This window comes from Nonomuraea sp. NPDC052116 (assembly GCF_040680035.1).
GTDB classification, from domain to species: Bacteria; Actinomycetota; Actinomycetes; order Streptosporangiales; family Streptosporangiaceae; genus Nonomuraea; species Nonomuraea angiospora_A.
This window is the reverse complement of the sequence record NZ_JBFAWA010000007.1, coordinates 80,257-97,747: the sequence shown is the minus strand read 5'-3', so window position 1 is coordinate 97,747 and position 17,491 is coordinate 80,257. Positions and strand designations below refer to the sequence as shown.

Below are 17,491 nucleotides of genomic sequence, written 5' to 3'. Positions count from 1 at the left end.
TAGGAGCGGGCCCGCGTTCGTACGTGGGCCCGCCTCGGTTGCGTACGCTACTCCCTTGTGCGTACAGTGTTCGCATAACGAGGACGACGTACTCGCAGTCTGGGAGAGTCTGATGCAAGCACGTGATTCGCGCCGCTGGCTGATCCTGGTGGTGCTGTGTCTCAGCACGCTCGTGCTGGTGATCGACAACATGGTGCTCTCGGTGGCGATCCCGCCGCTGACCGCCGACCTGGGCGCGAGCGCGCAGGACATCCAGTGGATCCTGGACTCGTACATCCTGGTCTTCGCCGGGTTGCTGCTGACGGCGGGCAGCCTGTCCGACCGGTTCGGCAGGCGCAGGGTCATGATCATCGGGCTGGCCCTGTTCGGGGTGGCCTCGCTGGCGGCCGCCTACGCCGCCGATCCGGTGACGCTGATCGCCGCCCGCACGGTGATGGGCATCGGCGGCGCGCTCATCATGCCGAGCACCCTGTCGATCCTGATCACCGTGTTCGACGAGCAGGAGAGACGCAAGGCGATGGCCGCCTGGAGCGCGGTCGCCATGGTCGGCCTGGTCGGCGGGCCGGTGCTGGGCGGCGCGCTGATCGCCTGGTTCTGGTGGGGCGCCGTCTTCCTGATCAACGTGCCGATCGCGGCACTGGCCATCGTCGCCTCGCTGGTGCTCATGCCCGAGTCCAGGGGCCCGCAGACCAAGCCGGACCCGATCGGCGCCGTGCTGTCGGTGGCCGGCATGTCGGCGCTGGTCTGGACGATCATCGAGCTGCCGCACGGCCTGTCCGTGCCGGCGCTGGCCGTGGCGGTCGTCGCGCTCGCCGGGTTCGTGCTCTGGGAGCTGCGTACGCCGCACCCCATGGTCCCGCTCCGCCTGTTCCGCAACCGCACCTTCAGCGGCGGCAGCTTCTCGCTCACCCTGGTCCAGATCGGCAACGGCGGCCTGCTGCTGGTGCTCACCCAGTACCTGCAGTACGTCCTCGGCTACACGCCCACCGAGTCGGGCCTGGCCTTCATCCCGATGGCCGTCGCCTCCCTGGCCTGCAACACCCTCGGCGCGACCCTCGGCGCGCGGATCGGCAACCGTCAGCTGATCGTCACCGGGTTCGCCGTGAGCGCCGGCGGATTCGCGCTGCTGAGCACCCTCGACGCGTCGAGCGGCCTGGCCACCACGGCCGTTTCGCTGCTCCTCATGGGCGCCGGTGGCGGCCTGGCCATGCCCGCCGCGGTCTCCGCCCTCATGGGGACGATCCCGGCCGAGCACGCCGGCGTCGGCTCGGCGCTGAACGACACCATCCAGCAGGCCGGCGCCGCCCTCGGCATCGCCGTCCTGGGCAGCGTGCTCGCCAGTGCCTACACCGCGGCCATGCCCGCGACCGCGCCGGCGGCGGCCCGCCTCTCGATCGGGAGCGCGCTCGGCCTCGGCGACGCCGGGATCGCGGCCGCCGCCCGCGACGCCTTCACCACGGCCATGTCGTCCGCCTTCCTCATCAGCGCCGCCGGCGTGGTGGCGGCCGCCGTACTGGCCCTGCTGGTGATGCCCAAGAAGACCGCCTCGATCTAAGGAGAAAGATCATGAACCTGAACTGGGACGCCACGGGCGGCTGGGGCACGCTGGACTCGACCGGCCGCGGCTTCTACGTCGAGCACTGGCAGCGGCGGCTCGACGAGCTGTGCGCCGCCCACCACGTGCCCGGTGCGACCCTGGCGGTGCTGACCGGCGGAAACATCCACGAACTGGCCACCGGCGTGTTGAACCGCGCGACCGGCGTGCCGACGACCCCCGACTCGGTGTTCCTGTCCGGCTCGATCGCCAAGGTCCACACCGCGACGCTGGTCATGCGGCTCGTCGGCGAGGGCCGGCTGGACCTGGACGCCCGGGTGGTGGACGTGCTGCCGGAGTTCGCCACTCCCGATGAGGAGGCCACCAAGGTGATCACCGTCCGGCAGCTGCTCAGCCACACCGGCGGGGTCACCAACGACTTCAACTATGACTCCGGCCGGGGCGACGACTGCCTGGCCAGGTACGTCGAGGCGGCCCGGAGCGTAGCGCTGGACTGCCGGCCCGGCATGGCCGTCTCCTACGGCGGCCTCGGCTACGTCGTGCTCGGCCGCCTCGTCGAGGTGCTGACGGGCAAGACCTGGGACCAGGCGCTGCGGGACATGGTGTTCACGCCGCTCGGGCTCGAACGCTCCATGACGCTGCCGGAGGAGGCGCTCCGGTTCCGCGCGGCGATGAGCCACCTGGGGGAGCCGGGCCAGGACCCCGACCCGGCGCCCGTCTGGGACATGATGCCGCGCTCGGCCGGCCCGTACGGGCGGATCATCACCTCGTCCGGCGACCTCGTCCGCTTCGCTCAGATGCACCTGGCCGGCGGCCTGGCCCCCGACGGCACGCGCGTGATGCCCGCGGACGCGGTGGCGGCCATGCAGCGGCGCGAGGTGGACGTCCCGGACAAGTGGACCGTCAGCGCTGACGGCTGGGGCCTGGGCTGGACCCTCTACGACTGGGACGGCGTCTTCGGCTACGGCCACGACGGCGCGGCCATCGGCCAGTACGCCTACCTGCGCGTCGTTCCGCAGGCCGGCGTGGCCGTCGCGCTCATGACCAACGGGGGCGGGGCCCGGCAGGTGTACGCCGCCCTGTTCCGCGAGCTGCTGGCCGAGCTGGCCGGGGTACGCATGCCGGACGCGTTCGGCCCGCCGGCGCAGCCGCCTGTGGTGGACATGGCGCCGTTCGTGGGCACGTACAAGCGCGAGGGCGTCGTCATCACGATCAGCCCGAGCCGGATCCGGTACGAGTTCGTCGACGGCATGAAGGACCTGTCGCCGCCGCTGGAGGCCGATCTGACCCCGGTCTCGGAGACGGTGTTCGCGGCCTCGGGCATCGGGGCTTCGTTCAGCGAGGACTACATGCCCGTCGTCTTCTCGACCCTGCCCGACGGGACCCCGGTGTGCTACGTCGGGATGCGCGCCACACCAAAGGTATCCGGCTGACCGACGCCCGCTGCGCCCGACCGATGGTAAACGCGCCCGGCCAACCGACGGCAGGCGTCCCCAGCCGACCGACGGCCCTGCCTGACGTCGGGCAGCCCGCCACTGGGGCTCTTGCCGCCGTCGGGGCTCCTTGCCGCTGAGCCACCGGCCGTCGGGCCGTTTGCCGTTGGGAGCCTGGGCGTCGGGGTCCGGACCGTCTGGGTGGGGGCAGGGGTGTCGCGGGGTCAGACGCGGAGTAGGGACGGCCAGGTTTTCGGGCCGACGACGCCGTCCGCGCCGATGCCCTCCGCCTGCTGGAAGCCGCGGACCAGCTCGACCAGCCCCGGGTCGCAGCGGGTGGACTTGAGCCAGTCCTCCAGCCCCACCTGCGCGTACGCGGACACGGGAACTCGGCCCCGGGCGAACAGGCAGCCTCTGACGGTCTTGACGTCAAAGCTGTCGTCACCCGGCCGGACCATAGGCAGTTGCTTCACGATCTCCTCCGTCCAGGACGATGGGTCAGGCGCGGGGGCGCCTTGGATGAGGGCGGCGACGGCCGCCCGGAAGTCGTTCATGTCGATGGAGTGCGGGTCCGGCTTGGAGGTGTTGACCTCCCGGTGCGCCTTCACGCGCGAGGCGGGCAGCCCGAACTCGCGGCACAACTCCGCGCACAACCGGATGTACGCGTCCTTCTGGACGTCGGGCCAGGGCTGGGTGCCGTCGTTCTCCGCCTCGATGCCGAGGGAGGCGGAGTTGGTGTGCATCGTCGACGTCGAAGGCGCGTTGTGCCAGCAGCGCCCGGCGGCGATGACGTAGATGTGGCCGGACCTTCCGAGCCCGAACTGGGACAGCGGCCCGTCGAGGCCGGGGCGGCCGTCGCGGACGACCGCGAGTGACGGGTAGTCGCCGCCGCCGGCGGGGCCTGCGGTGTGGTGGCACACGACGCCCTGCACCTGGGGCTGCGGGCCGTGGCCGCGGGTCTGCCACCCGGCCACTTCGGTCACGGGGAATCCTGTGCGGCGGGCGACGTCGGCCAGCTGGGTCAGGTACGGCATGGGGGACCTCCCTCAAGCTTTTCGATGAGTCTCGCAACCGCCGATTAACGAAAAGTAGTCATGAGATTGCTATATGTGATCACAGCAGGGTAAAGGCGTGATCGCCGCGCTGAGCGGGGTTTCGGGGCGACACGGCACCGTCGCGCGGGCGATGGGCTGGGAGACGTCGTCGCTGGTCAGACGTCCTGTGCGGATCCATCGCCGGATGCTGCGGGCGGTGACGGGGTGGATGACTACGGCTTTCCTGGTGATGCGAGGGCGGATGCTGACGGATCTTTAGCATGCCCTACTTGCCCGCGATCGAGGGAATCGAACGGGGATGCGCGATGGCGCAGCTCAGCCCGAGGCGGCCCGCCAGGGCGCCGGCACGGTGGCCGCGTAGGCGACCTCGCGGGCCCCCGCGAACGCGGCCAGCTCGGTCACCGCCTCCCCGACGGCCCGGACGGAGACCTCGTCGCCCGGGAGGCCGGGCTCCGGGAACAGGCCCTCGATCTCCAGCACCTGCGTGCGCCGGTCGAAGCGGGGCACCAGTCGCCCGATGAGCCGCTCGCCGTGCAGGATCGGCATGATGTAGTAGCCGTAGCGCCGCTTGTGCTTGGGCACGTACATCTCCGTACGGAACTCGAAACCCCACAGCCGCTCGGTGCGCGCCCGATCGCAGATGAGGTTGTCGAACGGCGACAGCAGCGTGGTGCGCGGCTGCCACTCGCGCTCCAGCAGCCCGAGGGCGTCACGGTGCACGTGCCAGCGCTCGGTGCCGCCCTCGACCTCGGCGGGCACCACGCGGCCGGAGCGCTGGAGCTCGTCCAGGACCTCGGGGAGCTCGGGGTAGCGGTCGCGGATGAAGTGGCGCTCGATGTCGGCCACGCGGGCCACGCCGAGGGCGCGCAGCGCGTGCTCGGCCGCCAGCGACACCGCTTCCCGCCGGGGTAACGGCGTGGCGTCGGCCCAGGCGGGCAGCCAGCGCTCGGCCAGGTCCCAGTGGCGCGTGCGGCCCGCCCGGCCGGCCACCATGATGTTGCCCTGGAACCACAGGAAGTCGAGCATCCGCTCGACGCTGCGGCCGTTGGTCCACCCGCTCGACTGCCAGGGCACGCTCGTGAGGTCGTCGAACGCCCCCGGCGGCAGCGGCCCGGCCGTGCGTAAGCGGTCGAGGACGTGCTGCCGCAGCCCGTCGTTGGCCTCCATCCAGCCGCGCACCCGCTGCGCGTGCGGGGACTCGCCCGTCGCGTAGCCGCGCATCATGACGTGGTGGATCGGATAGTCCTCCGCCAGCACGATCGACGCGGCGTGCGCCCAGTATTCGAAGAGCCAGCGCTCCTGCCACAGCAGCGTGTCGAGGTCGGCGCGGTCGTAGCCGCCGAGCCTGCTCCAGAGCACCAGGAAGTGGCTGCGGGCCACCGCGTCGATCGGGTCGAGCTGCAGGCACCGCAGCGTGCGCAGCACCTGCCGCAGCCCGTCGAGGCCGCCGCCGGGACGCGGGCCGGCCAGGTGCTGGCACGTCACGGCCAGGCGTCGCGCGCTCTCCAGGCTGAGGGCCAGCGGGTTCGGCATGCCGGCAGTTTACTCGAAAACACGTTCGTACGAGACGGGTTCAGAGCATCTTCGACAGCGTCTCGGCGCCCACGGCGACCAGCGTCACGGCCACCGAGACCACGGCCACGACGAGGAACGGAACGGCCCTGGAATCGGCCCTGTTCGACGTCGTATATTCCTGCACGAATCTGGAGCAGACCGTGACGCAGCCGATGGCGCCCGTCACGATCACACCGGCGATGCTCGTCCCTCCGACCATGTCGGCGACCAGGAAGAAGTAGATCAGCTCGAAGACGGCCAGCGTGATCGCCGTGACCGGTCCCCACTCCCGCCACACCGAGCGGCGCTGCGCGGCGTCCGCCCTGGCCTGGTGCGCCATCCGCCGCCGCTGCCGCTGGGTCAGGCGCCGGCGCTTCTCCGGAGGCACCGACACGAACCTGCCCGCCTGCCGGCGGGCGCGCCTTCTCAGCCGCCGCTCACTCGTGACCATGTCCGCCTTTCCCCCGGGAACCCCGTTCTGATGAGAAAACGAGTCAGGCGAACGCGGGGTTCCGGTCAGAGCCGGCGCAGGCCGCGGATCAGCGCGTCGAGCGCGGCGGGGTAGGAGTGGGCCGGCGGCGTGGCGTACCCGACGACCAGCGACGGCGGGTGCCGGTCGCGGTCGCCGCGCATGTACTCGCCCAGTGGATGCACGTCGACCGAGGCCGCCCGCGCCGCCTCCACGACGGCCCGCTCCGACGGCGCGGAGGGCAGTTCGAGCAGGGCGTGCAGGCCGGCGTCGATGCCGCGTACCCGGGCGTCCGGCAGGCCGGATCGCACGGCGGCGACCAGCGTGTCCCGGCGCCGCTGGTAACCGCGGCGCATCGTGCGCAGATGGCGGTCGTAATCGCCCAGCTCGATCATGCGCGCGAGGGCCAGCTGCTCCAGGGGCCGGGTCTCGCGCGCCCGCCGCTTGGCCTCCGTGAGCGGCTCCAGCAGCAGGGGCGGGCAGGCGATCCAGCCCAGCCGGACGGCGGGGCCGATGGTCTTGCTGGTCGAGCCCGCGTACACGATCCTGGACGGGCGGCGGGACTGGAGCGCGGCGATCGGATGCCGGTCATAGCGAAACTCGCCGTCGTAGTCGTCCTCGACGATCCAGCCGAGGCTGTCGTCCGCCCATTCCAGCAGCTCGGAGCGGCGCTCCGGCGCCATGCTCACACCCAGCGGGAACTGGTGCGCCGGCGTGCAGACGGCCACCTCGGCGCCCGAGTCGCGCAGCGCGTCCACGCGCAGGCCCGCCGCGTCCACGGGGACGGCGGCGACGCGCAGCCGGCCGGCCAGGAGGCGGACGTGGTCGCCGATGGCCGGGTCCTCCATGCCCGCCGTACGCACGCCGAGCTCGGTGAAGACCTCCGCGAGCAGGCCGAGCGCCTGCGTGTACCCGGAGCAGACGATCAGGTTCGCGGGATCGACCCGGACGCCGCGGGTCCGGCCGAGATACGACGCCAGCGCCGTGCGCAGCTCGATGCGCCCCCGCGGGTCGCCGAACCCGAACACCTCGGTCGGCGCCTCCCGCAGGACGTGCCGCATCGCCCGGGCCCACGCCTCGCGGGGGAACGCGTACGCGTCCGGCCGCCCGGGCCGCAGGTCGTAGCGCCCCGACGCGGCGGCCTCCGCCGACCTCCCGGGACGGGCCGGGGCCTCCGCGGTGCCCGCCGCCACGCGGGTGCCCGAGCCCTGCCGCGCCGTCAGCCAGCCCTCGGCCACCAGCTGCTCGTACGCCTGCGTCACCGTCCCCCGCGACAGCCCCAGCTGGGAGGCGAGATCGCGGCTCGACGGCAGGCGTGTCCCGGCCACGAGCCGCCCGCCGCGGATCGCGGACCGCAGCGCCTCCTCCAGCGCCCTGCCACGAGAACCCCAGCCGGGCAGCTCCAGCAGGAGCTCGGGCCCGAGCGCGTCGGTCATGTAAATGGTCCAATTTTCCGGCCGATGACTGGACCATAATACTGGGACAGTTGTCTCCTAGCCTGGCCGTGCGAGCGTCGATCCGCCCGACCGCCCACGCCGCCCAACGCAAGGAAACCTCCGCATGCACGTCTTCGTCGCCGGTGCCGCCGGCGCCATCGGCCGTTACCTCGTCCCCCTGCTGGTCGAGGCCGGTCACCGCGTCACGGGCAGCTCCCGTACCGATGCCGGCCTCGACCGGCTGCGCGCCCACGGCGTCGGCGCCGTACGGCTGGACGTCTTCGACGCCGAGGCGGTCGCCCGCGCGGTGGCCGAGGCCGCGCCCGACGCGATCGTCCACCAGCTGACCGCGCTGAACGGCGGCACTCCCGCCGACAACGGCCGCATCCGCAGGATCGGCACCCGCAACCTGGTCGACGCCGCCAGGCGGACCGGCGTGCGCCGCATCGTCGCCCAGTCCATCGCCTGGGCGTACGAGGCGGGCGACGCCCCGGCCACGGAGGACACGCCGCTGGACGTGACCGCGCCCGCGCCGCGCTCGGGCGTCGTCGGCGGCGTCCGGGCGCTCGAAGAGGCGGTCACGGAGCTGGACGAGCACGTCGTGCTGCGCTACGGCCTCTTCTACGGACCCGGCACGTGGTACCGGCCCGGCGGCCTCGTGGCGGACGTGCTGCGCAACGGCGGCCCCACCGACGACCCGGCCTCGATCTTCCTCAGCGGCCTGGCCGCAGACGGCGCGGTCAGCTCGTTCGTGCACGTCGAGGACGCGGCCGAGGCCACCGTCGCCGCGCTGCGCTGGCCGAGCGGGACCGTCAACATCGTGGACGACGAGCCCGCCCCCGCCCGCGAGTGGCTGCCCGCGCTGGCCGCCGCCGTCGGGGCTCCCGCCCCCGCTCCCACCGACGGGCGGGCCGGCTGGCAGCGCGGCGCCGACAACGGCCTCGCCCGCTCGCTCGGGTGGCGGCCGCGGCACGCCACCTGGCGCACCGGGTTCGGGAGCTAGAGGCGACCTTGCGTTGTCCGGATGTGGCCGGACTCGCCCCCGGGCGCGCGCGCACCATGTTCCGGGTACGCGACATCGGGAGGTCCCCTGCTAGCTCGCGCCACAACCCCGCGCTAATCCGCGCCCCACCAGCCGCGGCGGGCGGCGAGCAGCCCGGCCTGGAAGCGGGTGCGCGCGCCGAGCCGGTCCATCAGCTCGCTGACCCGCCGGTGCACGGTCCGCAGGCTCACGCCGAGCTGGCGCGCGACCGCCTCGTCCTTGAGCCCGGCCGCGAGCAGCGTGAACAGCTCCGGGTCGGGCAGCTCGGCCGGGCCGGAGGGGAGCGTCGCGAGCGGCTTGGCGGGCAGCGGCAGCGCCGACCGCCACAGGACCTCGAACAGCGTGACCAGCGCGTCGAGCAGCGTCGAGGAGTGCACGATGACCGCGCTGTCGGCGTGCGAGGTCGCGGCCGTGCTCAGCGGCAGGATGGCGGTCTTCCGGTCGGCGATGGCCAGCTTCATGGGGACCTCGGGGCTGATCCTGGCCTGCTCGCCGGCGGCCACGGCCTCCTGGGCGAGGCGCAGCTTGCCGGGGATCTCCAGGGCCGCGGCGTCGTAGATGCCGCGCACCAGGAGGCCGTGCGCGAGGCGGTCCATCTCGGCGACGTTCTGCTGGCCGGGGTCCTGCGCGTACGGCGGCCGGTCCAGCACCAGGAGCTCCTCGGTCGCGGTCTGCTGCAGCTGCGTGAACCGCTGCACCACCGCCGCCTGGCCCTGCACGACCTCGACCAGCTCCTCGGGGGCCTGGTTCTCCGTACGCGGCGTCTCGGCGAGCAGCGCGAGGGCGGCCAGCCGCGCCTGGGCCAGCCCCTCCTCCCGGCGCGAGATCAGGGCGGCCACGGCGACGTCGGGCCGGGTCGGCAGGAACCGGACCGGACGGCCCGCCATGCGGCTGACCAGGCCCAGTGCCTCCAGCCGGGAGCAGGCGCGGCGCAGGGCCACCGTGGTGCGGCCGGTGTGCGCGGCCAGCTCGGGCAGCGTGGCGCGGGGCCGGCGCAGCAGGTCGCGGTAGATCCGCTCGTCCTCGGCGTCCACGCCGACGGCGGCGAGCGCGTTCTCGTCCGTATCCATGATCGGCAAGTGTGTCAGATACCTGCCATGTCACAAATCCGCCCTTCGTCGGCCTAGCCCGCGCACTCCCGTGCCCGATAGGACGGATCCGTAAGTCCGGCCTGTTCGGGGAGGCAGTGTTGAAGAAGGCATTCACCATCGGAGTCGCGACCGCGCTTGTGGTCCTGTCGGCCGCCGGGCCCGCCGCCGCGGAGGACGAGCCCTTCGGCCGCTGGCGCCAGCCGGCCTGCGGGACCGTCAACGGCGACGGCTCGGTGACGTACACGCGCAACGACGGCAGGACGATCGCGCCGACCAGCCAGGTGCTGCGGCCGGTCGTCTACACCACCGGGCTCGTCGCCCTCGACCGTCCTGACGAACTGCTCGCCATGTCGAACAACGCGCTGCTGACCTCGCAGGACGCGGGCTGCACCTGGGCGACGGTCGGCAAGGTGAACGGCAGGAACACCGAGCTGGTCGCGGCCCGCGGCGGCCGGGCCTACGCCTGGGACCGCGACGGCAACCTCACCCTCGCCACGTCCGGCGCCGTCACCCAGCTCACCTCACCCGCCGGCGAGGTGGCCGGGCTCGGCGTCGACCGCTACCGCGGCGACCGCCTGCGGGTCTCCGACGGCCGCGGGCAGCTCCACGAGTCGCGGGACGGCGGGCGCACCTGGCGGACCGTCGGGGTGCCCGCCTGGGCGCAGGGCGATCTCGTGCTGGTCTATACAGCGGTGTTCGACCCGTACGACCTGAACCACGTGGTGGTGGGCGGCTCCGACACCGGCGCCCGCGTCACCTTCGACGGCGGCCGGACCTGGACCGCCTCCACCGGTCTGAGCAAGACGGGCGGCAAGGTCAACGTGTTCAGCGCCGCGATCTCCCCGGCCGCCCCCAACGTCGTGTACGCGATGGGCCTCGACATCGGGGAGGCCGACGGGGGCGCGCCGTCCGGCGGGCGGCACATCTACCGCTCGTTCGACGGGGGCCGGCGCTTCGCCCCGGTCGTGGACCACGGCGACGGGGTCACCCTCGCCAACGGCCCGCTGCTCGCGCCCCACCCGACGGACCCGGGGGTGCTGTACTTCGACTTCGGCACGGGATGGGCGGCGACCGGCACCGACATCTACAAGTACGACGCCCGCCGGAACCGGGTCACCGTCAACCACAACGCCTACGACCGGGTCACCTCCATCGCGTTCAACCCGTCGAACCCCGGAGTGATGTACCTGGGTGTCGCCGAGGAGGTCTAGCGCCCCGCCCCGCACCGGGCCCGTGGGGCGGTGGGCCGCCGACGCCGCCCCCTGTCCTCTCAAAGACCCAGGCCACGTGCGGGACACCACGCTGTCTTGTCCCGGTTGCTGCTGAAGCGAATGGTTAAGGAGCGCTTGTCTGTTCTTGAGATACCCGTGGTGCTACGGTGTGTGCCGTTCCCGATCGCATGCGTGAAAAGGGCACACCACCCCCCGCTCTGAGGACTCCCAGAACATGCAAGCAGACGTACCTCAACGGACGACACAGCGAAGGCTCTCCCCGAAGGAGCTGGCGGTCACCGCCTCCCTGGGCACGTTGATCGTCACCGCCGGTCTGTGGCTGTGGGCGATCCTGGCCGCCCCGGCCGGCGCCATGGGGCTGATGGCGGCCGTCGGCGGAGGCTCGGCCGTGCTGCTGGCCGGCGCCGCCGGCGCGGCCGTGCACTACGCCGCCACCGCCCGCCAACTGCGCGAGCAGGCCAGGTGGGCGGAGGCGCGTTACCTGTGGCTGCGCCGCGAGAACGCGCGGGTGGCCGAGGAGGCGCTGCCCGCGCTCGGACGCCAGGTACGCGAGGGCGTGCCGCTCGCCGACGCGCTCGCCAGCGTGTCGCGGATCGTGGAGACCTCGGTGCAGCCGCTCGTCCAGGCGATCGGCAGCGAGCTGGACCTGCTCCAGCGCGACCGCGCCGCCGCCCAGAAGGCACGCGCGGTGGCGGAGACCAACGCCCGCGCGGCCCGCCAGGCGATGGAGGACGAGATCTCGCGGCTGTCCGCCGAGACGATGCCGGAGCTCGTACGGCGGATCCGGACGGACCGGATGTCGGTCCGCGCGGCGCTGGCCGAAGTGGGCCAGCCCGCGTACGGCCCGCTGCGTGACCTGCTCGGCGAGACGGCGGAGCAGCTCGGCGAGAGCGAGCGCGGGGGCGCCGCGGTCATGGCCGCCTGCGCCGGCGCCGCGGCCCGGGTGCAGGCCCAGGCGACCAGCCTGCTCGCCCAGCTGCGCGGCCTGGAGGAGCAGTACGGCGAGCACGAGGAGATCCTCAGCGACCTGCTCGACCTCGACCACCGGGTCTCCCAGCTCAGCCGCCTGGCCGACAACATCGCCCTGCTGAGCGGCGGCCGGTCCGGGCGGCGGTGGACGCGGCCGATCGTCATGGAGAGCATCCTGCGCGGCGCCATGGGCCGCATCGGCGCCTACCGCCGCATCCGGCTCCACTCCACCAGCACCGTCGCCGTGGCCGGGTACGCCGCGGAAGGCGTGATGCACACGCTGGCCGAGCTGATGGACAACGCCGCCACGTTCTCGGCGCACGGCACGGAGGTGCACGTGTACGCGGACGAGGAGGACGCCGGCGTGGTGATCACGATCGACGACAGCGGCCTCGGCATGCGGCCGCGCGAGCGGCACCACGCGACCAAGCTCGTCTCCGAGCCGCTCGACCTGCGCACGCTCTCCGGCACCAGGCTGGGCCTCGCGGTGGTGGGGCGCCTGGTCGACAAGTACGGCCTCACGGTGAGCTTCCGGCCGTCGGCCCGCGGCGGCACCGGGGTCGTGGTGCTGATCCCGCGCGTACTGATCACGCAGCCCAGGACGGCTGCCGCGCAGCCGCCGGCCGTGCCCGCGCAGGCCGCGCCGCCCACGGAGTCCGTGCCCGCGGAGGAGCATCCGACCGGCGACGAGCTGCTGCCCAGGCGGCAGCGCGGGCAGACGCTGGCCGAGGCGATGAAGGCGCGGCAGGCACCGGCGGCCCGGCCGGTGGCGCGCGAGGGGCGCGACTCGGCGGCCAGGTTCGCCGCGTTCCGCCAGGCGGGCGGCCGCAACCGGACAACGTCTCCGCCGGCCGAATCCCCGGCCACTGCTCCAGCCGCGGACGATGCGTGAGCACGCGCCGTCGGTCACCGGAACTTATCGGATCACAGTAAGGAGGCAGGGGCGGCCCCTCCGGCGCCCGCGCCGGACGCCCGCCCCGTCGTTTCGATGAGCACTATCGACGCTGCAGGCACCACCGATCGCGAGCTCGACTGGCTGCTTGAGAACCTCAAGGAGAAGACCCCCGGGGTCAGGTACGTCCTCGTCCTGACCAGGGACGGACTCAAGATGTGCGTCACCGCCGGCCTGGAGCGGGACCGCGCCGACCAGCTCGCGGCCCTGGCCGCGGGCATCCAGAGCCTGTCGCTGAGCGCCTCCGCCGAGTTCGGCGACGGCATCGGCGCGGGGCAGGCGATGGTGGAGTTCGCCGGCGGGCTGCTGCTCATCGTGCCGGCCGGCGAGGGCGCCCACCTCGCCGTGGTGGCCGACGAGGACGGCGACGTGGGCCTGATCGCGCACAACATGAACGAGATGGTCGAGCAGATCGGCGTCTTCCTCTCCGCGGCGCCGCGGCGAGCGCAGCCAGGCGACGATCGTCCATGACGCCGCGCCCGATCGACCGGGAGAACCCGGACCGGCTCTACACGGTCACCGGCGGCCGCACCCGCGCCGACGAGAACGCGTTCGACTCGGTCTCCCTGATCGTCAGCGAGTGCGAGCCGGCCCCCGGCATGCAGTCGGAGCACGTCAGGATCCTCCAGCTGACCCGGCAGCCGACGGCGGTGGTGGAGATCTCCGCCGAGCTGCGGCTGCCGGTGAGCGTGGTGAAGATCCTGCTGCGCGACCTGCTGGACACCGGCCGCATCACCGTCCGTCACCCGTCGGCCGCCCTCCAGTTCGGGCGGCCGGATCCCGAAACTCTGAGGCAGGTGCTCAGTGCCCTCCAAGACCTCTGACGACGTCCGTACACCGCTCCGCGCAACCGCCCTGGACGCACTGAAGATCGTGGTCGTCGGCGGCTTCGGCGTGGGGAAGACGACCATGGTCGGCTCGGTGAGCGAGATCCGCCCGCTGAGCACCGAGGAGGTCATGACCCAGGCCAGCGTGGGCATCGACGACGCCAGCCGGGTGCGGGAGAAGACCACCACCACGGTGGCCTTCGACTTCGGCCGGATCACGGTGACGCCGGACAAGGTCCTGTACCTGTTCGGGGCGCCGGGGCAGGAGCGCTTCTGGTTCGTGTGGGATCAGCTCTTCGCGGGCAGCCTGGGCGCGGTCGTCCTGGTGGACACCAGGCGCGTGGAGGACTCGTGGTACTCCATCGACCGGCTGGAGCACCACCGGATGCCGTTCGTCGTGGCCGTCAACCGCTTCGCCGACGGGCCCTCGCTGGACGCCGTGCGCGACGCGCTCGCGCTGTCGCCCGACGTGCCGCTCATCGAGTGCGACGCGCGGAAGCGGTCCTCGTCCAAGCACGTGCTCATCACGCTCGTGGAGCACATCACCCGTATGAACGCCCTTTCGGCCCCGGAGAGCACGTCGTGACCAACCCACTGCTGGAGGGCTACACCGGCCACGCCGACGCCATGCGGATGTACGGGCCCGAGGTCTTGGCCGACCCGGCCGTGGCGTACGAGGAGATGCGCCGCAAGCACGGCCCGATCGTGCCGATCCTGCTCGACGACGACGTACCGGCCTGGCTCGTGGCCGGATACCGCGAGCTGCACCACGTGACCAGCCAGCCGCAGCTCTTCGGCCGCGACCCCAGGCGCTGGAACCTGAAGGACCGGATCCCCGAGGACTGGCCGTCGCGGGCGTACCTGGAGTGGACGCCGTCCCTGATGTTCACCGAGGGCGCCGAGCGCAAGCGGCGCGGCGGCGCCATCGGCGACGCGCTGGACACCATCGACCGCACCGAGCTGACCGCGATCTGCGAGCAGGTCGCCGACCTCCTGATCGACGAGTTCGCCGGGCACGGCCGGGCCGACCTGATCGCCCAGTACGCCTACCGGACCCCGGCCGAGGTCATCGCCCGGCTCTACGGCCTGGCGGAGTCCGAGCTGCCGGAGCTGATCGAGGACCTGGGCTTCATGCTGGACGGCGGCGAGGAGTCCTTCGCCGGGTTCCTCCGCGTCCAGGACCGCATGGGCGGGCTGATGGCCGCCAAGCGCGACCGGCCGGGGCACGACCTCACTTCTTACCTGCTGGCGCACCCGGCCAGGCTGTCCGACCTGGAGATCATCCAGGACCTGCTGGTGCTGATAGCGGCCTCCCACGCCGCCACCGCCAACTGGATCGGCAACACGCTGCGGCTCATGCTGATCGACGACGACTTCTCGATGACGCTCCAGGGCGGTCGCAGCAGCGTCGGCGAAGCGCTGATCAGGGTGCTGTGGATGGACCCGCCCGTGCAGAACATGCCCTCGCGCTTCGCCGTACGGGACTGCGACCTGGGCGGGAAGCGCGTGCGCCGGGGCGACCTGCTGCTGCTCGGGTTCGCGGCGGCCAACGCCGATCCGCAGGTGCGGCCGGCCGCGCACGCCCATTCGGGCGCCAACCGGGCGCACATGTCGTTCAGCCACGGCGAGTACGGCTGCCCGTTCCCCGCGCCGGAGCTCGGGGAGATCATCGTCAAGACGGCCATCGAGGTGCTGCTGGACCGGCTGCCCGACGTCCACCTCCTCGGGGAGCCGGAGGAGCTGCGCTGGCGGGCGTCGGTGTGGATGCGCTGCCTGGAGGCCCTGCCCGTCGGGTTCAGCCCGACCGGCCCCGTCGGTCAGGGGCCGGTCGAGGACTGGAGGATGTGATCAGCGGACGGTCTCGCCCGTGGCGCTGAGGTCGCGGCGGAAGGGCGGTCCCGCTCGCACCCGGACGAGCGGGGCCGCCGCACCACGCCTCCGGCGAGACAAGGAAATATCCGCTCTGTCGCGACTCCCGTGGCAATATTGACGGCGGGACCGGACTGTGGCGAGTTGCCGATTGAGGATATGGATGTCGACTGCTCACGGCATGGGTGACCTGGCGGAAACGCTCGGTGGTGATGCCGCCCACTCCGGGCCGACCGCGCTGCGTATTCTCGTGGGTGCGCAATTGCGACGGCTGCGCGAGTCCGCCGGGATCTCCCGCGAGGACGCCGGCTACGCCATCCGCAGCTCACACTCCAAGATCAGCCGCATGGAGGGCGGGCGCACGAGCTTCAAGCCGCGTGACGTCACCGACCTGCTCATCATGTACGGCGTCGCCGACGAGGCCGAGCGCGCGGCCCTGCTCGCCCTGGCCAAGCAGGCCAACGAGCCCAGCTGGTGGCACGACTACCGCGACGTGATCCCCGACTGGTTCGAGGCGTACCTGGGGCTGGAGCAGGACGCCTCGCTGATCCGCGTCCACGAGATGCAGTTCGTGCCCGGCCTGCTGCAGACCGAGGACTACGCCCGCGCGATCTTCACCATGGGCAACAAGGGCGAGTCCGAGGAGCGGATCGAGCGCCGGGTCGAGGTACGGATGCGCCGCCGGCTCATTCTCGAGCCGCCCACGCCGCGCAAGCTCTGGGTGGTGCTGGACGAGGCGGTGCTCCGGCACCAGGTCGGCAGCCCCGCGATCATGCGCGGTCAGCTCGAACACCTCGGCCGGATGGCCGCGCGGCCGCACATCACCGTGCAGGTGGTCCCGTTCCGCTGTGGCTGGGCCATGGGCGGCGTCGGCCCCGTCACCATCCTGCGCTTCCCGCAGTTCGAGCTGCACGACGTCGTCTACCTCGAACAGCTGACCAACGCCCAGTACCTCACCAAGAGGGCGGACGTCCTGCCGTACCAGAGGCTGATGGACGAGCTCGGCGTGCACGCCTCGCCCCCGACCGCCACCCCGGCGCTCCTGCGCGAGATCATCGCCGAGCTCTGACCGTCACGGCTTGCGCGCGACCCCGCAGAACGCGTCGACCTCCGGCGGCAGCCCGAACACGTCGGACTCCACCTGCCAGCGGGAGACGGACACGATGCCCGGCTCCACCAGCTCCAGCCCGTCGAAGAACCGCGCGATCTCCTCGGGGGTCCGCAGCCGGTACTCGTAGACCTCGCCCTTGTCGCGCAGCCGCTCGGCCTCCGCGGCGGCGTCGGGCTTGACGATGTTCGTGCCGTCCTCGAACACCAGGTAGCTGCCCGGGGGCAGCGCGCCGAGCAGGTGCTCGACCAGCCGGTACGCCTCGTCGTCGTCGAAGACCGTGCCCATCACGCCGAGGAGCATGAGCGCGGTCGGGCGGCTCAGGTCAAGTGTCTTGGAGGCGAACTCCAGGATGGTGCCGGGGTCGCGGACGTCGGCCTCGATGTAGTCGCAGGCGCCGCGGGGGTCGCTGGTGAGCAGGGCTTGCGCGTGCACCAGGACGAGAGGGTCGTTGTCCACGTACACCACCCGGCTGGTGGGATCCACCCGTTGTGCCACCTCGTGGGTGTGATCAACGGTCGGCAAGCCCGTACCGATGTCCAAGAACTGCCTGATACCTACCGTTCCGGCGAGATATCGAACGGCGCGTCCCAAGAAAACACGGGAATGGCGGGCGATGTCCTCCATGCCCGGATAGATGTCCCGGAGTTTCTCGGCCAGTTGGCGGTCGGCCGGATAGTTGTCCTTTCCACCCAGCCAAAAGTTCCAGACCCTGGCCTGATGCGGCTTGCTGGTGTCGATCCTGGAGAGGAGTGCGGGATCCAGGGGTGAATGATCTGTCACGAGAGCTTCACCTCATATGTCGCATCTGCGGTTTTTGCCTTTTCTACCAGGTCTTCATGAACCTGTGGGGGCGGGTGGCCGTACCTCGTTGCAGGACTATGCGAGGAGGACGGCCA

At 72.1% G+C, this 17,491-nt stretch carries 17 protein-coding genes; 11 read left to right on the top strand and 6 right to left on the bottom strand.

All coding sequences use genetic code 11. The features are described from left to right. Positions 1 to 112 precede the first annotated feature (112 nt). Entirely contained in the window at positions 113 to 1,555 is a 1,443-nt protein-coding gene (locus AB0L65_RS15215) for an MFS transporter (protein WP_364245053.1), read from the top strand. A gap of 11 nt (positions 1,556 to 1,566) precedes the next feature. Further along, a complete protein-coding gene (locus AB0L65_RS15210) occupies positions 1,567 to 2,988 on the top strand; it encodes a serine hydrolase domain-containing protein (protein WP_364245051.1) in 1,422 nt (473 codons plus the stop codon). 224 nt (positions 2,989 to 3,212) lie between these two features. Here the strand turns inward: AB0L65_RS15210 and AB0L65_RS15205 are convergent, their stop codons facing one another. Then, positions 3,213 to 4,022 carry an N-acetylmuramoyl-L-alanine amidase gene (locus AB0L65_RS15205; protein ID WP_355193870.1) on the bottom strand — a complete coding sequence of 270 codons (810 nt, stop codon included), beginning with the start codon at positions 4,020 to 4,022 and terminating at the stop codon, positions 3,213 to 3,215. Between the two features lie 97 nt (positions 4,023 to 4,119). Between AB0L65_RS15205 and AB0L65_RS15200 the strand changes: the two genes are divergently transcribed. Then, positions 4,120 to 4,302, top strand: a complete 183-nt coding sequence (locus AB0L65_RS15200; protein ID WP_364245048.1) for a hypothetical protein — start codon at positions 4,120 to 4,122, stop codon at positions 4,300 to 4,302. Between the two features lie 56 nt (positions 4,303 to 4,358). Here the strand turns inward: AB0L65_RS15200 and AB0L65_RS15195 are convergent, their stop codons facing one another. The 3 genes from AB0L65_RS15195 to AB0L65_RS15185 all read right to left on the bottom strand — a co-directional run bounded on the left by AB0L65_RS15195 (position 4,359) and on the right by AB0L65_RS15185 (position 7,502). Beyond that, positions 4,359 to 5,576, bottom strand: a complete 1,218-nt coding sequence (locus tag AB0L65_RS15195; RefSeq protein ID WP_364245045.1) for a crosslink repair DNA glycosylase YcaQ family protein — start codon at positions 5,574 to 5,576, stop codon at positions 4,359 to 4,361. Between the two features lie 40 nt (positions 5,577 to 5,616). After that, positions 5,617 to 6,048: a hypothetical protein gene (locus AB0L65_RS15190; RefSeq protein WP_364245043.1), complete on the bottom strand. Its 432-nt coding sequence runs from the start codon at positions 6,046 to 6,048 to the stop codon at positions 5,617 to 5,619. Positions 6,049 to 6,113: 65 nt separating this feature from the next. Beyond that, a complete protein-coding gene (locus AB0L65_RS15185) occupies positions 6,114 to 7,502 on the bottom strand; it encodes a PLP-dependent aminotransferase family protein (RefSeq protein WP_364245041.1) in 1,389 nt (462 codons plus the stop codon). 124 nt (positions 7,503 to 7,626) lie between these two features. Here AB0L65_RS15185 and AB0L65_RS15180 point away from each other — a divergent pair, with 124 nt between their 5' ends. Beyond that, positions 7,627 to 8,505 carry an NAD(P)-dependent oxidoreductase gene (locus AB0L65_RS15180; RefSeq protein WP_364245039.1) on the top strand — a complete coding sequence of 293 codons (879 nt, stop codon included), beginning with the start codon at positions 7,627 to 7,629 and terminating at the stop codon, positions 8,503 to 8,505. A gap of 113 nt (positions 8,506 to 8,618) precedes the next feature. Here the strand turns inward: AB0L65_RS15180 and AB0L65_RS15175 are convergent, their stop codons facing one another. Continuing rightward, the gene (locus tag AB0L65_RS15175) at positions 8,619 to 9,614 is read right to left on the bottom strand and encodes a helix-turn-helix transcriptional regulator (RefSeq protein WP_350723428.1); all 996 of its coding nucleotides are present in this window, start codon (positions 9,612 to 9,614) and stop codon (positions 8,619 to 8,621) included. Positions 9,615 to 9,733: 119 nt separating this feature from the next. Here AB0L65_RS15175 and AB0L65_RS15170 point away from each other — a divergent pair, with 119 nt between their 5' ends. From AB0L65_RS15170 to AB0L65_RS15140, 7 genes are all read left to right on the top strand, one after another. After that, positions 9,734 to 10,846 (top strand): sialidase family protein, encoded by a 1,113-nt coding sequence (locus AB0L65_RS15170; RefSeq protein WP_364245036.1) that lies wholly within the window; start codon positions 9,734 to 9,736, stop codon positions 10,844 to 10,846. Positions 10,847 to 11,081: 235 nt separating this feature from the next. After that, complete coding sequence (locus AB0L65_RS15165) at positions 11,082 to 12,728, top strand: ATP-binding protein (RefSeq protein WP_364245033.1); 1,647 nt, start codon at positions 11,082 to 11,084, stop codon at positions 12,726 to 12,728. Positions 12,729 to 12,824: 96 nt separating this feature from the next. Next, positions 12,825 to 13,259 carry a roadblock/LC7 domain-containing protein gene (locus AB0L65_RS15160; protein ID WP_364245031.1) on the top strand — a complete coding sequence of 145 codons (435 nt, stop codon included), beginning with the start codon at positions 12,825 to 12,827 and terminating at the stop codon, positions 13,257 to 13,259. Then, on the top strand, positions 13,256 to 13,612 hold the full coding sequence (locus AB0L65_RS15155) for a DUF742 domain-containing protein (RefSeq protein WP_350723421.1): 357 nt from the start codon (positions 13,256 to 13,258) through the stop codon (positions 13,610 to 13,612). Before AB0L65_RS15160 ends, AB0L65_RS15155 begins: the two co-directional genes overlap by 4 nt. Beyond that, positions 13,593 to 14,201 carry an ATP/GTP-binding protein gene (locus AB0L65_RS15150; RefSeq protein ID WP_364245028.1) on the top strand — a complete coding sequence of 203 codons (609 nt, stop codon included), beginning with the start codon at positions 13,593 to 13,595 and terminating at the stop codon, positions 14,199 to 14,201. The genes AB0L65_RS15155 and AB0L65_RS15150 overlap by 20 nt, the downstream gene beginning before the upstream one ends. Continuing rightward, entirely contained in the window at positions 14,198 to 15,463 is a 1,266-nt protein-coding gene (locus AB0L65_RS15145) for a cytochrome P450 (RefSeq protein WP_364245025.1), read from the top strand. Before AB0L65_RS15150 ends, AB0L65_RS15145 begins: the two co-directional genes overlap by 4 nt. 184 nt (positions 15,464 to 15,647) lie before the next feature. Beyond that, positions 15,648 to 16,553, top strand: a complete 906-nt coding sequence (locus AB0L65_RS15140; RefSeq protein WP_364245022.1) for a helix-turn-helix transcriptional regulator — start codon at positions 15,648 to 15,650, stop codon at positions 16,551 to 16,553. Positions 16,554 to 16,556: 3 nt separating this feature from the next. On the opposite strand, the gene AB0L65_RS15135 is transcribed toward AB0L65_RS15140, so the two are convergent. Further along, complete coding sequence (locus AB0L65_RS15135) at positions 16,557 to 17,375, bottom strand: SAM-dependent methyltransferase (RefSeq protein ID WP_364245019.1); 819 nt, start codon at positions 17,373 to 17,375, stop codon at positions 16,557 to 16,559. Between the last annotated feature and the right edge of the window lie 116 nt (positions 17,376 to 17,491).

What these genes read in the sequence shown, in the direction of transcription:
- AB0L65_RS15215 (WP_364245053.1), top strand. Translation starts at nt 113, where the DNA reads ATGCAAGCACGTGATTCGCGCCGCTGGCTGATCCTGGTGGTGCTGTGT.
- AB0L65_RS15160 (WP_364245031.1), top strand. Translation starts at nt 12,825, where the DNA reads ATGAGCACTATCGACGCTGCAGGCACCACCGATCGCGAGCTCGACTGG.
- AB0L65_RS15180 (WP_364245039.1), top strand. Translation starts at nt 7,627, where the DNA reads ATGCACGTCTTCGTCGCCGGTGCCGCCGGCGCCATCGGCCGTTACCTC.
- AB0L65_RS15165 (WP_364245033.1), top strand. Translation starts at nt 11,082, where the DNA reads ATGCAAGCAGACGTACCTCAACGGACGACACAGCGAAGGCTCTCCCCG.
- AB0L65_RS15205 (WP_355193870.1), bottom strand. Translation starts at nt 4,022, where the DNA reads ATGCCGTACCTGACCCAGCTGGCCGACGTCGCCCGCCGCACAGGATTC.
- AB0L65_RS15190 (WP_364245043.1), bottom strand. Translation starts at nt 6,048, where the DNA reads ATGGTCACGAGTGAGCGGCGGCTGAGAAGGCGCGCCCGCCGGCAGGCG.
- AB0L65_RS15155 (WP_350723421.1), top strand. Translation starts at nt 13,256, where the DNA reads ATGACGCCGCGCCCGATCGACCGGGAGAACCCGGACCGGCTCTACACG.
- AB0L65_RS15175 (WP_350723428.1), bottom strand. Translation starts at nt 9,614, where the DNA reads ATGGATACGGACGAGAACGCGCTCGCCGCCGTCGGCGTGGACGCCGAG.
- AB0L65_RS15140 (WP_364245022.1), top strand. Translation starts at nt 15,648, where the DNA reads ATGTCGACTGCTCACGGCATGGGTGACCTGGCGGAAACGCTCGGTGGT.
- AB0L65_RS15210 (WP_364245051.1), top strand. Translation starts at nt 1,567, where the DNA reads ATGAACCTGAACTGGGACGCCACGGGCGGCTGGGGCACGCTGGACTCG.
- AB0L65_RS15195 (WP_364245045.1), bottom strand. Translation starts at nt 5,576, where the DNA reads ATGCCGAACCCGCTGGCCCTCAGCCTGGAGAGCGCGCGACGCCTGGCC.
- AB0L65_RS15185 (WP_364245041.1), bottom strand. Translation starts at nt 7,502, where the DNA reads ATGACCGACGCGCTCGGGCCCGAGCTCCTGCTGGAGCTGCCCGGCTGG.